This is a genomic window from Peribacillus sp. QJM3NY_7 (genome assembly GCF_056173225.1).
Genome location: NZ_CM149663.1, coordinates 2,628,651 through 2,641,881, shown reverse-complemented (window position 1 = coordinate 2,641,881; position 13,231 = coordinate 2,628,651). Strand labels below are relative to the sequence as shown.

12 protein-coding genes and 1 pseudogene are annotated in these 13,231 nt (G+C 40.0%); 2 read left to right on the top strand and 11 right to left on the bottom strand.

The window, feature by feature from the left end; all coding sequences use genetic code 11:
• Positions 1–10 precede the first annotated feature (10 nt).
• Entirely contained in the window at positions 11–661 is a 651-nt protein-coding gene (locus tag AC0VX1_RS12650; protein WP_034311999.1) for a lysozyme family protein, read from the bottom strand.
• 156 nt (positions 662–817) lie between these two features.
• Here AC0VX1_RS12650 and AC0VX1_RS12645 point away from each other — a divergent pair, with 156 nt between their 5' ends.
• Positions 818–973: a DUF4021 domain-containing protein gene (locus tag AC0VX1_RS12645; RefSeq protein ID WP_082609346.1), complete on the top strand. Its 156-nt coding sequence runs from the start codon at positions 818–820 to the stop codon at positions 971–973.
• 188 nt (positions 974–1,161) lie between these two features.
• Here AC0VX1_RS12645 and AC0VX1_RS12640 read toward each other — a convergent pair whose 3' ends face one another.
• The 5 genes from AC0VX1_RS12640 to AC0VX1_RS12620 form a co-directional block, all read right to left on the bottom strand.
• Complete coding sequence (locus AC0VX1_RS12640; protein WP_475471542.1) at positions 1,162–1,947, bottom strand: glucose 1-dehydrogenase; 786 nt, start codon at positions 1,945–1,947, stop codon at positions 1,162–1,164.
• A 48-nt stretch (positions 1,948–1,995) separates the two neighbouring features.
• Positions 1,996–2,748 (bottom strand): SDR family NAD(P)-dependent oxidoreductase, encoded by a 753-nt coding sequence (locus tag AC0VX1_RS12635; RefSeq protein ID WP_034312008.1) that lies wholly within the window; start codon positions 2,746–2,748, stop codon positions 1,996–1,998.
• Between the two features lie 34 nt (positions 2,749–2,782).
• A complete protein-coding gene (locus tag AC0VX1_RS12630) occupies positions 2,783–3,571 on the bottom strand; it encodes an SDR family NAD(P)-dependent oxidoreductase (RefSeq protein ID WP_475471539.1) in 789 nt (262 codons plus the stop codon).
• Positions 3,572–3,684: 113 nt separating this feature from the next.
• A complete protein-coding gene (locus tag AC0VX1_RS12625) occupies positions 3,685–4,335 on the bottom strand; it encodes a GntR family transcriptional regulator (protein ID WP_413021182.1) in 651 nt (216 codons plus the stop codon).
• A 147-nt stretch (positions 4,336–4,482) separates the two neighbouring features.
• Positions 4,483–5,280, bottom strand: coding sequence for a DUF2935 domain-containing protein (locus tag AC0VX1_RS12620; protein WP_475471537.1), 798 nt, complete (start codon positions 5,278–5,280; stop codon positions 4,483–4,485).
• 259 nt (positions 5,281–5,539) lie between these two features.
• On the opposite strand from AC0VX1_RS12620, the pseudogene AC0VX1_RS12615 reads away from it, so the two are divergent.
• A pseudogene (locus AC0VX1_RS12615) lies at positions 5,540–5,632 on the top strand (formylglycine-generating enzyme family protein); the annotation flags it as partial.
• A 364-nt stretch (positions 5,633–5,996) separates the two neighbouring features.
• Here AC0VX1_RS12615 and AC0VX1_RS12610 read toward each other — a convergent pair.
• The 5 genes from AC0VX1_RS12610 to AC0VX1_RS12590 form a co-directional block, all read right to left on the bottom strand.
• Complete coding sequence (locus AC0VX1_RS12610; RefSeq protein ID WP_475471535.1) at positions 5,997–7,547, bottom strand: histidine kinase N-terminal 7TM domain-containing diguanylate cyclase; 1,551 nt, start codon at positions 7,545–7,547, stop codon at positions 5,997–5,999.
• 219 nt (positions 7,548–7,766) lie between these two features.
• Complete coding sequence (locus AC0VX1_RS12605) at positions 7,767–9,566, bottom strand: S9 family peptidase (RefSeq protein ID WP_475471767.1); 1,800 nt, start codon at positions 9,564–9,566, stop codon at positions 7,767–7,769.
• A gap of 298 nt (positions 9,567–9,864) precedes the next feature.
• Positions 9,865–10,902, bottom strand: coding sequence for a C40 family peptidase (locus tag AC0VX1_RS12600; RefSeq protein ID WP_413021172.1), 1,038 nt, complete (start codon positions 10,900–10,902; stop codon positions 9,865–9,867).
• Positions 10,892–11,974 carry a dipeptide epimerase gene (locus tag AC0VX1_RS12595; RefSeq protein ID WP_475471533.1) on the bottom strand — a complete coding sequence of 361 codons (1,083 nt, stop codon included), beginning with the start codon at positions 11,972–11,974 and terminating at the stop codon, positions 10,892–10,894. The genes AC0VX1_RS12600 and AC0VX1_RS12595 overlap by 11 nt, the downstream gene beginning before the upstream one ends.
• A gap of 15 nt (positions 11,975–11,989) precedes the next feature.
• On the bottom strand, positions 11,990–13,150 hold the full coding sequence (locus AC0VX1_RS12590) for a DUF819 family protein (RefSeq protein ID WP_475471532.1): 1,161 nt from the start codon (positions 13,148–13,150) through the stop codon (positions 11,990–11,992).
• Positions 13,151–13,231: the final 81 nt, after the last annotated feature.

Genomic DNA, 13,231 nt, shown 5'->3' with positions numbered 1-13,231 from the left:
TTTGTTCCCCTCACTCACCATCAGCTTGAGCCGATATACTGTTACCAAGCTCCTCAATGTTCTTAGATACCTTTGCACTGTATGAGTAGTCACCGTAGCAATATGGGTACCGAAAATTATCCTTGTCCCCGCCGCAATCATAGAGCTTGGGGTTCTTTTCGACCTGAAGCATGGAGAACTTCTTCGCAAGCTCTTCATTATGCTTGCCCCCTTCATTCGCCACGAAATCAATATAACCAATACCCATGTTATATGCTTGAATGATCGTGGCAAAATCCACACCCTTTTCATTGCCATATTCATTGATCCTCTTAAAATGTTTCACCCCATACTTAATGCTTTCCGTTGGATCTGTGATTGTATTTGGATCAAGACCCGCTGACTCAGATGCCTGCATTGGGTCACCGCCCCGTCCTCGGCTTTCCTGCTGCATCAAAGCAATCAATGTCGAAGTATGCTCTTCAAGTCCGTATTTAGCCAACTCCCCTTGAAGGAGTGAGCTATACTTTTTTACGTTCGCGAAAGAATCAAGCGTATTTACTGATGTGGAAACATTTTCGGAATAGGGGGTTTTCATGATCTCCTTAATGAGCAAAAATCCAAAAATCAGGATGAAAATGGTAAAAACTTTCTTTGATTTCTTACGTTTCTTCTTCTTCACATTCTCTCTCCGATATCTCTAAGTTAATATATTTATATCTTAACAAATAGTAAGACTAATAACTATTTAGAATACCCAATAAAACGTTTTGCAAATGAGATTACCATGCATATTTTATCAAACAATGAGACACCCTATTGGTTGGAGGTGATATGTATGGACAAGAAGAATGAAAAAGAAGAAATCCTTGATGATAAAAAGAAAAAATATAGAAACGAATTTGGGGCAGATCCGGATGAACAAGAAATGAATGGTCTGTATGGTATGTTGGAAACTGAATATGAAGATAAGCTTCATGATAAAGAAAAGTAACGATTGGTTTCTTTAATGTTTGTTAAGCGCCTTAATATGGCGTTTTTTTATGAGTTCCGTTACTATTCTTATGGTTCGCATTTCGTTTCATAATGTACTGATTTTTAAAATTTGAATTCATTTGGTCATAAAATAAAAGGATACGATTAAAAAGGGAGTGACCTAATACTGTCACTCCCTTTACACGTTTAGTATTGTGAAGACTGGCCGCCATCAATCGGAATGACAGCCCCGTTGATGAACTCCGATTCCCCTGATAATAGGAAGGCGACTAAACGGCCGACCTCTTCTGGTTTACCAAAGCGTTTCTTAGGATTCAAACTGACGAAATCCGCCATTGCTTCTTCCCAATTTTCCCCGCCTATTTGCCTGAATGAACCTTCTACCATTGCCGTTAAGATAACTCCTGGTGCAATGGCATTTATGCTGATTCCATATTGACCATATTCAATGGCAGCTGTTTTCGTTAAGCCTGCAACAGCATGCTTACTCGCAACGTAAGCACTTTGGTTAAGCACAGCACGAATTCCACCTACGGAAGCCACGTTCACCACTGCCCCTGATCCTTGTTCTTTCATGATTGGCAGAATGTATTTCATACCATAGAACACACCATTGATATTGATGTCCGTCACTTTGTTGAAAACTTTGCTATCGTATTCAGCCATAGGGGCTTGTTTACCTTCGATACCCGCATTATTATAAAATGCATCGATTCTGCCATATTTGCTGACTGTTTGGTCTACATAGTTCTTTACTGCTTCTTCATCCGATACATCTGCAGTGACCAGAAGCACGTCCGATTTTGGTGCAATTTCCAAGATTAATTTTTTTGTCACTTCCAAAGATGCATCGTTTAAATCAACTAATGAAAGTTTAGCCCCTTCTTTAGCCAATTCCAATGCGGCTGCTTGTCCTAACCCTGATCCTGCCCCAGTAATGATTACAACTTTGTCATCGAATCGTTCGCTCATTTGTCAAAACTCCCTTTTTAAGTTATCTCGAAAATCCTTTGATTATAATTATCCTTTAAAGCTTAAGAATCCATCATCAACAGGGATGACTTGTCCATTAATGGCGTCCGCTTTTTCAGAGAACAAGAACGTTACAACTTCAGCAACTTTTTCTGGCTGAATCAATTTTTTCCTCATATGAAGTTGTGCCAAACTGTCCAGGAACTCTTGATCTTCACCAATGATCGGCGTTTCGATGAAACCTGGTGCAACGCCGACAACACGAATCCCATATTGCGCAAGTTCAATGGCACCGGATTTAGTCATGGCGATGACTGCAGCTTTTGCAGCATGGTAATTAAAGCTGCCAATTGAAACCATCGTCCCATATATAGAAGCTGTATTAACGATCGTTGCCCCAGTTACACCAAGCTCGACCATCTTCCTTGCTGCATAATACATGCCATAATATACGCCGTGTTGGTCAACATCAACGACTCTGTGGTATGATTCTGGATCCATTTCCAAAAATGGTTTTACTAGCCCAATTCCAGCGTTGTTGAATATGCCATTGATGGTGCCATGGTTGGCAATTGCTGCTTCGACCATCGCTTCCACTTCTTCCGCTTTAGCTACGTCTACTTTCACAAAAGATGCCGTGCCTCCCTTTTGTTGAATAGATTCAGCTGTTTCCTTAGCGGCAACATCATTATAATCAGCCGCTACGACAATAGCTCCCTGATCAGCTAATTTATATGCCGTTTCCTTACCAATTCCGCTGCCCGCTCCTGTAATTATTATGACTTTTCCTTTTAAACTCATGTATGTGTCCCCCTTTAATAATGTTTTTTGCTAATCAGATTAAAATGGCCCCTCCGTTGATTACAAGTTCTTGACCCGTAATGTGGCTGGAAAGATCGGATACTAAGTACATCATTAGATTTGCAACTTCCTGAGGCTCAGCATACCGGCCATCCGGAGTCGTTGCTTCCAACTGTTTTCTAGCCGTTTCTGCTGCCGCGGAATCACCTTGACCAAATCCGCTTTCAATCGACCGCATCATAGCTGTATTGACGACACCTGGGCAGACCGCATTCACCCGGACACCATGTGGAGCAACTTCGACACCAGCTGTTTTCGTCATTCCAAGAACCGCATGTTTACTTGCGCCATACGCCATCATATTTGGCGTTGCCAGTAAACCCGCTCCAGAAGCTGTATTCACGACTGCCCCGCTTTTTTGTTCAATCATATGTGGCAATACATGTTTCAAGCCCAAGAAAACGCCGCGTACATTTATTGTCATTAATTGATCGAAAACCTCAGTAGGATAATCGATAAGGGGCATTATTTTGCCTTCCCACCCGGCATTATTCAAGAAAATATCGATTTTCCCATAGGAATCTATCGTTTTTTGGACATAATTTTTAATATCGGCTTCCTTTGTAACATCGGCTTTTACGAATTTCGCTTCGCCGCCGTTTTCTTTGATTTTATTTACCGTTTGCATGCCAGCCTCTTCGGAAAGGTCTACAACAACCACTTTGGCTCCATTTTCTGAAAGTGTAATAGATGCTGCCCGGCCGATCCCCCCGCCGCCACCGGTAACAATTGCTACTTTTTCTGTAAAATCGAATGCTTGCATAATATTCTCCCTTTCTCCCTTTAATCTTGCTGAAGATATTCTTGTTTGAATACGATTACATCATAACATTTATTTTGTCGATTGTCGACAATTTGGTTTTAGAGTCAAAGACTCTACATCACTCCACGACTCAAGGCTTCATGAATTTCATTTTTTGCTTTAACGAAATCATCTTCTAGAATGGCCTCAATGGACATTTTTAATCTGAAATGGAAGTTTTCCATCGTTTCCGTATTCCATTGACTTTGGGCAAAAACCATAAGGATATGACTGGCTTCTTCAAAAAATCTTGATAATGCTTTATTATTAGCGATTGAAAAAATATAGCGAAATATCTGTGTTGCCCTTTTTTGATACTCGATTACATTCCTATTTTCACACTCATCGGTTGCACTTTCCAAATGCCTTTGTAATGATTGCTTATTTTCTGCATGCCACTTCCCTTGGGAAAAATCAATGCCCATCTGGATCAACCCGATCGTAACATCATTATATTCAATGATTTCCTTTTGTGAAAATGGCTTGACGATTGTTCCCCGCCGCGGCATCCTCTCAACAATACCGTCAACCTGCAATAAATAAAGGGCTTCGCGTACGGGTGCACGGCTAGTGTTCAATTCTTTGGAAATGTCTTCTTCGACGATTTTCTCTCCAGCTTCTATTTCACCTTCAATGATTTTTTTTAATATGTGTTTAGCGATTTGTTGTGGTAACGATTCTCCAAAATAAATGCCATTTGTCAAATTGGAAGCATTTCCAAACATCTTTCAGCACTCCTATACTTCTATAATTAATTTTAGTTCTTCTAGTATAACATAAGGATAGGAATTAACTTCCTTTATAAATCACATCCATTAAGGAAAGCACATATAAAGAGCCCGTTTAAAGAAAGGGCTCCATGAGGTACTTTTTTATTCGACTAGCCTCGGTTTCGCTGGATCGCAGTTTGGCTTTTCCATGTCTGTCGATTCAGCAAGTTTCGTTAAATAATAACATTCTTCACGCCACATATGATCGGCCATTAATGGCGCAAAAGTTCCAAGAGCCTGCGCACTGAGGTCAAGCTCCTCCAATTCAAGCAGGAAGTGCTGGAAGAATTTAATTTCCAATGTAACGTCCGCATTCATTTTTTCCAACGCTGGGAATGTTGACAGATTAGTTCGTAAAAATCCAGCCATTTCAACAGCTTTTAAATAAAAATCATTAAAATGTTTTTTATATTGCTCACTTTTCTCTTTTAATCTTTTTTCAATATCATCCAAATTGGATGATATTGTACCTGCATGCCCTGCTGCATCTAGCAGCCAAAGCAAATGATGATGAAGTTCATGAAAAATCGGCGGCATTTGATTTGCATTGAAATATTTCAATAATCTTAAATATTCTTCTAATTCGTTCACCATATGATTAATGAATGAAGGTGAAAGATGTATTTTAATTTTACCTACCAGATGTTCTTTTAAAAGACATAGCTTAAACTCCCGAAATCTTAATGTTTCTTGTTCTGCTGTGGCAGTAAGTTGCGAAATTTCTTCCGAATTGGCTTTACCAAGGAGAGTATCAAAAATTTGAATGAATTCTGAGGCAATTTCAATGTATTCCACTTCGACCGGAGCTAAAGACTCGTGGATGAACCTGGCATGGTCTCCTAAGATTTGCAGCCAAAACCGATGCTCGAATCTTGCTGTTTTCTCCAAAAACTCGTTCATTTGCTCTCCCCCATAATTTAAAGTAAAAGAAACACACTTATAATTTTTATTCTTAAACCTACAAACTTATTAATATAAATTATATGGGGCGTAATTAATCTAAAATTGATTCATTACCCGCACGATTGAACATCCTGCCGAGACAAAATCCCGTCCACACCCCAAGTGGCTCAAACGTGTTTTTACCTTCTCCAAAAACGTTCATTTGCGTTCTAATTTAAATCTCTGGCAGTATAACTAAAAAAACAATGTTCTTCGAGTGGTGAAAGTTCCAGGGGGAGAAATAGAATTAAGGGACGATAGAATTAAAAGCAAATGGAAAGCTGAAATCAGACCGTTTCTTCTGCCTCAAAAAAGGAAATCATGAACTTTTATCATTTAAGAGAATTATTGATGCAATCCGAATGGTTAAATTCCTTCCGACAAAACGGATTTTCAGATGTAAAAATCTTGAGATCGAGTACCGTCTTAGAAGAATTAATGAATTCTTCAGCTTCAAATAGCCCCCTTCAGCCTTTGAATGAATCTTTGAAACGAGTCATGGACGAACATTACCGCCTCATTTTTTCTTACGGAAACAGCCTCGGTTATAGATTACAGAGCTAGTAAAAAATAGGGCACTCATCATGAATAACGCAGCTTAAGATGTGTCTGGAATCTTGAACACATTGAAAACCTAGAACAAGTTCAAGGTTTAAAGGAATGATAATATAGTCTTAGGCTATGATCCGTACACAATTTCGGCCATTCTTCTTAGCGGCATATAAGGCTTGGTCTGCCCGTGGCATCAATGTTTGGATGGAATCGCCTCGATCTCCAGCTTCAATTAATGCATGAGTCACACCGAAACTGCAGGTAACGGAAATCTTCTCTCCATTAACCTCTGCAATACTTTCAGAAACCTTTACCCTTATAACATCGGCTAACTCATATGCAGTGGATAAAGCGGTATTCGGCAAACACACGATAAATTCTTCACCACCATAGCGCCCCAATAGATCTCCTTCCCGAATATATTCTTTTGCTGTATTTGCAACAAGCATTATGACGGCATCCCCTGCTTCATGTCCAAAATTATCATTAACATTTTTAAAATGATCGATATCAAACATGATGACTGAAACACTGCCGCCTTTCCTGCTTAGAGCATCGAATAAAATTTCCGATTTTTTGATGAAAAATGTTCTATTCAATATTTGGGTTAACCCGTCCAAGCTGGCAAGTTGTTTCAACTTTTCCAGCATGAGCACTCTTTCAGTTACGTCGGCGAAGGTAATGATCTGTCCGATAGGCAGGTTGCTTTTGTTGAACACGGGTGAAAAACCAATATGGTAATGTACCATATCACCATTTATGCTGCATGTAAAATCACTGTCTTGCTTAAGGTAGATTATTTCCCTAAGATGATGATTCCCATTTAGCACACTTGTAATCGTTTTACCTATAGTATGTTCATCCAACAAAGGTATGACTTTGCGCATTCCATGGTTATAATCAACAATCAAACCCTGTTGATTTAAAACGATGACACCATCTTTCATACTTTCAAAAACAGTTTCCCTGGCGATCGGTGCTACATTGAACATTTGAAAAGTCAATAGTGCCGCACCATGAAAGATAAACGTGATACTCATGGATACAGGACCAAGATCGATACCATATGAGCTTAATCCGTTTATATAATAGTAATTTGCTATTATAGGAATAAGCAGACCTGCCACCATCATTGATATTTGCATCCTGAATCTGAATGAAGAATTTTTCAACTGCCTTAGCAATATTATTATACTTATCATCACACATAAAAAAAGAAACAGGGAGTGAACGTAAAACCAAGGGCCGCCCACCAGTTTAATTATTGGAAAAGGACTATCGCCTCTCAATCCCATTGATTTGTAATATAAGTGATGAGAATCATTTGTATAATGCATGAAAATGGTGATGAACGGTATGATGAAGAGTGCATATTTCCATACCTTCTTGAGGCTATCCCCTATATATTCAATACACATCAACAAAAGGAAGACTGGGATGAATGGCAAGGCCAAGTACTCGACCCTTAACCAAAATAAGATTTGTTCCAAAGATGTACTGGAAAGTTCGAAAGCATAGGAAAAAGTAAAAATGGAAGACAATAATGTCACGATAATATACGGTTTTGCTCCAGGTGCATCCTTGACCTTTAATAGTGCAAATAAACACAGGAACAAACTTAAAGCACCTGCCAATATAACTACGAGTAAGTATATCGATAATTCCTGTGGCATTGCGAATCAACTCCGTTAAACAAAAAATACTTTTTCCGTATATTATATAGCACTTTATAACTAGGTGACTAGCGTTTATTCGGGGAATTCTGAATTTTAAAGGAATGATTTTTTTAAACGCCATATTGGTAGCTATTTACTAACTCCCAAAACTTAAAAACCCCTGCTTCATCACTTTGAACGTGAACGGCAGGGGTTCTTAAGTTGTAAAAATATGGATTACACCTTCTCTGTTACTGCTGTGAATCGATTTAAGAAGGAGAGTATTTTTTGATAGACGGCAATCTCATTTTCTTTTTTGGAAAATCCATGTCCTTCATTTTCTAGAAGCATATAATCGACATCTCTTCCTTTATCCTTCAACGCTTGAACGATTTGATCCGATTCCTCTTTGACGACACGGGGATCGTTTGCTCCTTGAATGACAAGCATTGGCTTTATCATGGATTCTAGATAAGTGATAGGCGAATACTCGATTAGTTTTTCTTTATCTTTTTCCGGATTTCCTACCCACTGGTCCATGACTGGCTTCCAGTCTTCAGGTACGGAATTGATAAATGAGAATAGGTTGGATGGGCCGAAAATATCGACAACCGCCTTAAAATAATCCGCATATCGCCCGTGCAGCAGAAGGGCCATATAGCCTCCGAAGCTTCCGCCCATCAAAAGAATGTTGCCTTTTTGTGCATGCCCTTGGTCTATCAGCCAATCAAGGCCGGCTACATTATCAAGTCGCGGTCCATTTCCCCAATCTCCCTCTACCATTTTCATGAATTCCAAACCATAACCAGTAGAACCGCGGAAGTTTGGCGCGAAAATACTGTAACCGTTATTCAGGAAAAATTGAAATGAAGCTCTAAAAAACTTCCGTTCTGCCGCTTGAGGTCCTCCATGAGGCCAAAAAATGACTTCACCATTGTCATTTTCCTTTTTTGCCCTAAAAAATAACGATTCGATCTCCCGGCCATCAAAGGAAGGGTAGGTAATGATGTCCGGTTCAACCAATTCATTAGAATCGACGCCAGGAACAGTATATTTAGTTAATGATACCCACTCATCACCTGTATTTTTATAGATATTATGAGGCTTGGTTGCACTCATGCCAAATAGGTAAAGCGTGCCTGATGCAGCAACTTCAAGTTTATTAATGACACTGCATGGCACGGGGATGTTTCTCCAATTTTCATTTTGCAGATTGATTTCATATAATTGATCCTCTACACCCTTTTGACTGGTTATATATAATAATTGATTCTCTTTACTATAAATAATGGCAGTAAAACTCTCATTCTCCAATTCTTTAACTTTACAGAACTTGTTTGTTTCAAGGTTGTATGAAGCTAAATAGGTAAAGTCCGAATCATAATCAGTCAATAAATATATCATCGAATCCGAAACAAAAACCCCATCATTCACTGTGTGTTGTTTCTCTGTCGGCGGAGTGAGCAGGATATCTTCGTTCCCTTTTTTTGCATAGAGAAGAGTATATGTATTAGCAAAGTGTTTATAGTAAAGTAAGGTTTCTTCATCCGGGCTGAAGCCAAATAAATAGGTCGCTGCATCTTTCCCCTCCAGTACCAGCCTTTCCTGTCCTGATTCTAAATCCAAACAATAGGAATTAAGAAAGGAAGGATTTCCTCTGGATGTCGTGTAGTAGAGCTTTTTACTGTCATTCGATAATTTTGGCATGAAATTACGTGTATTTTCATGATTAACGATTTCCTTCATTGTACCTCCATTCAAAGGAACTCCGTAAAACTGGGTATTTTCATTACCGTCTTGATCGAAACCAGCAATGATAAACCGGCTCTTCTTATCATATATAAGCCCTTGGCAGCTTTGATCGATGGATGTAAGCGGATAAGGAAAGGAGTTTGGCAAATCCATTCCCCATAAATTATACTTTCCGCTCAAATTGGTACTGAAAACCAGATGTTTTTCATCTGGACTTACAGCAAAATCAGCAATGGAAAACGTTCGTAAAAATTGCTCAACATCAGGTATTGGAAAAGTGATCATCATTGGCAACCCCTTGCTTTTATAATATTGAGAAATATCCGTAAATAATTATACCATATTTTTCCTCGAAGGTACTGAGGAAATAGTGAATTAAGGTTTTAACTAGCGAAATATGGATAAGTTAATCTCATTTAATATTAACTAAAACACTCTATAGGCATCCGGAACATCCAGGTTATGCAAAACTATTCTTTTTTAAATTCATCGGAGCATCGTTATGTCATTCGATAGACTGAGTAAAGATCTATTTACATATGAAAAAAGCTTAAGAGCACTGGGCTCTTAAGCTTGTTAAGCATCAATCGATATATCTTCTTGCTCCGGCATATTCCTCTCCGTATCCCGATGTTTTTATTTCATCTATCCTTACATGTGTTGAGCTGTTAGGCGAATGGATCATTTTGCCGTCACCAATATACATTCCGACATGATGGACCTTTCCTTTCCCTTTATCATGGGCAAAAAATAGTAAGTCACCTGGCTGTAGATTTTCTTGTTCAACCTTTTTGCCATGCTGGGCCTGAATGGAAGAGTCCCGTGGGATCGTTATTCCATTAGCGTGATACATCGTATACGTAAATCCAGAACAGTCAAATCCAAAACCGGACATTCCAGCCCATAGATAAGGTAGCCCCAAAAAACCTTTTCCTGATTCAACGATGTCCTTACCGGTTGGAGCCGGTATTTGATTTTCATTTTGATAGACTGACACGTCTTGCTTTTCCATCCATTTTGCCCCATTACCCGGTGTCATCACCTTCACTTTATCTTTTTTCACCTGCAATAGCGGAAGGCGGGTATTGAAGCTGACTTCGATGAATTTGGACCGAAGTTTCGAATCCGAATAGAGCCAGGTCTTTGGGGCATTTACAAGGGCAAATCCTCGTTTAAATTGCTTCTCAAAAGAATGTCCGTCTTTTAATTGTCCCTTCGGCATCCAACCTGGGTAACCAATATCATTGCGGGGTGTAGGTTGATTGGAAACGGCTACTTTCACCCATTCGCCACGTTCTTCAAGAATCGTCACTTTAGAACCATATAAAGCTTGTGTTTCCAGGTTACCTACAAGCCACAGCTTGTCTTCATATTTCATCGAGCCGATCCATTCATTCAAATCAGCGGGATTCGATGCAGAAGGGGCATCGATTCCCCTTAATAATCCCGGCTCAGTCCAAAGAGTGGCCACGTTCACATCAACATAGGCAATTCTCTGCTTCTCCCTGGAACTAGCTTCATTGGGACTGAATACTAAAATACCAAAAGCCAATAAAGATAATACAAAAACGGTTAACCTTTTCAAATCATTCACCCTTTCGAAATTGTTTTTATTGAGCAAAAGAGGATTTCCTCTTGACTCCCAGTCCAGGTTTATCGGAAATGAGAAGTTGATCTTTCATAAATTGAATGCCTTCAAATGGCTCATTCTTAATCCATAATGGGGCATCTAAATCAATCTTCGTTATATTTGGATGGGCGGTTGCCAGATGAGCCGCGGCCGCTACACTAACGGATGATTCCATCATACTCCCGATCATGCATTCCACCCCGGCTGCTTCTGCCATATCTGCGATTTGGAGTGCTCGTCGAATTCCGCCAGTTTTCATTAATTTGATATTAAGGAAATCAACAGCATGTTCATTCAGGAGCCTCATGGCATCACGTGGGGAAAACAAACTTTCATCGGCCATGATCGGCACTTGGACAGAGCGTTTTATTTCTTTCAATCCTTCGATATCATGGGCTTGCACGGGCTGTTCCACCAAATCAACGTCCAGCTTTCTTTCTTCGATTTCATGAATGATGGAAATCGCTTGTTTTGTTGTCCACCCTTGATTTGCGTCAATCCTGATCATAACCTGTTCGCCAACAGCAGCACGAATGCAGGCAACGCGCTCCACGTCATTCTTCCAATCCTTCCCCAGTTTTATCTTCATCGTAGAGAATCCGCTTTCGATAAGGGACAATGCCGCCTTTGCCATTTCTTCAGGTTCATCAACGCTGATTGTCATATCATTTTTCAGGACATTAGATTTACCGCCAAGATATTGATATAATGGGAGCTGCCATCGTTTGCTGACTACGTCGTACAAAGCGATTTCAACAGCAGCTTTTGCACTTGTGTTACCTACACAGGATCGTTGGATCAGCTGAGACAATGCATTGATATTCTCGATGTCGCGGCCAATTAGATGTGGTGTGATCACTTCTTCAATGACCGTCATGATTCCTTTTGTAGAATCACCTGTGATGGCAACCGTAGGGGCTGCAGCCCCCAAACCTTCCGTTCCATCCTCCAATTTTACGTAAACCATGATGTTTTCAATTTCCATTGCAGTGCGTAATGCAGTCTTGAATGGCTTGATAAGTGGCAAGGTTTCCACTGATACTTGTAAACTTTCAATCTTCATATTAACAACCCTTCCTTAAAAGCTTGAGAGTATATATGATGTAAGAATTCCAAAATAGGTGCCCAGAAGACTGCCAAGTACTGCCATCAATATCCCGACCGGTATTAGCGACCGGTTGAATGCACCAGCCAATATGGGGGCTGATGCCACGCCCCCTATGTTGGCCAAAGAGGCAACTCCCATTGTAAATAGATCCAACTTAAAGATTTTGGCCAAAATGACCATGATCAATCCATGAAAGAATAGAATCATAAAGCCGGAAATAATATACACAGGTGCTTGAAACAGCTGTGAAAAATCGGCATGGGAAGCAATTAAACCAATGACGATATAAAGCATGACTTTGGAAATTTCCATGGAACCGGCAATACGTCCAACCTTCGTGACAGCCAGAATTAACCCTACGGTCGAAGCGATGATGATCGTCCAAGTGGTTCCATTCACAGCGGCACCGAGTACCGGCAGTCTCTCCCCAATTTTGGTTGCACCTGCTGAAACAATTAAAGCCAGCGCCAAGAAACCGATCAATTCCACGAATCCAAATTCCGTCTTGGCGGTTTCCCCCGCTTCAAGCTCGGAAGTCATCTGATCAATGAAAGATGTATCCGCTTTCGTCCAAATATTGAATTTTCCAGCAAGAGGCACCAGCCAAAACAAGAACATGACCCAAATGGAATAATTAACAGTATCCATGATCAACGCATAGCCAAAAATATTTTCAGGCACATCGAGTATGCCTTGCAAGATCACCATATTGGCAGAGCCCCCTGTCCAGCTTGCGCTCAAGGCCGAGAATGCCTTCCAAGTTCCTTCCGAATAAAAGCCATTCATTAAAACGTAAGTAAGAGTGAACCCTCCAATAATGCTGAATGAAGCCGCAAAAAAAGTTAACAGCATCTTTGGTCCAAGCCTGATGATTTTCCGCATATCGCATTGCAAAAGCATAAGCATCAACATGGCAGGCAAGAGGAGCCCCCGTATGGTGCTATATGCACTTTCGACTGACTCACTATCTGAAAAGACCCCTAATGTTTTCATCAGAGCCGCTCCAATATAAATAAGGACAATACCAGGAACATACTTGAAGAACTTTCCTCCTATCTTTTTCTCCACAACCGCAATCAGGGCAGTAAATGCCAATAAAAAGCAGACAAACATTACACCATCTTGAATCATATTCCATACCTCCTAATCTTTTATAACTAAATGCAATTTCCATTTTATTTAACCCCATCAATGAATTATTGCATGGCACTA

Excerpts from the sequence above, each read along its gene's own strand:
- AC0VX1_RS12625 (WP_413021182.1), bottom strand. The coding sequence starts at position 4,335 with ATGTTTGGAAATGCTTCCAATTTGACAAATGGCATTTATTTTGGAGAA.
- AC0VX1_RS12620 (WP_475471537.1), bottom strand. The coding sequence starts at position 5,280 with ATGAACGAGTTTTTGGAGAAAACAGCAAGATTCGAGCATCGGTTTTGG.
- AC0VX1_RS12610 (WP_475471535.1), bottom strand. The coding sequence starts at position 7,547 with ATGCCACAGGAATTATCGATATACTTACTCGTAGTTATATTGGCAGGT.
- AC0VX1_RS12635 (WP_034312008.1), bottom strand. The coding sequence starts at position 2,748 with ATGAGTTTAAAAGGAAAAGTCATAATAATTACAGGAGCGGGCAGCGGA.
- AC0VX1_RS12605 (WP_475471767.1), bottom strand. The coding sequence starts at position 9,566 with ATGATCACTTTTCCAATACCTGATGTTGAGCAATTTTTACGAACGTTT.
- AC0VX1_RS12645 (WP_082609346.1), top strand. The coding sequence starts at position 818 with ATGGACAAGAAGAATGAAAAAGAAGAAATCCTTGATGATAAAAAGAAA.
- AC0VX1_RS12590 (WP_475471532.1), bottom strand. The coding sequence starts at position 13,150 with ATGATTCAAGATGGTGTAATGTTTGTCTGCTTTTTATTGGCATTTACT.
- AC0VX1_RS12595 (WP_475471533.1), bottom strand. The coding sequence starts at position 11,974 with ATGAAGATTGAAAGTTTACAAGTATCAGTGGAAACCTTGCCACTTATC.
- AC0VX1_RS12630 (WP_475471539.1), bottom strand. The coding sequence starts at position 3,571 with ATGCAAGCATTCGATTTTACAGAAAAAGTAGCAATTGTTACCGGTGGC.
- AC0VX1_RS12640 (WP_475471542.1), bottom strand. The coding sequence starts at position 1,947 with ATGAGCGAACGATTCGATGACAAAGTTGTAATCATTACTGGGGCAGGA.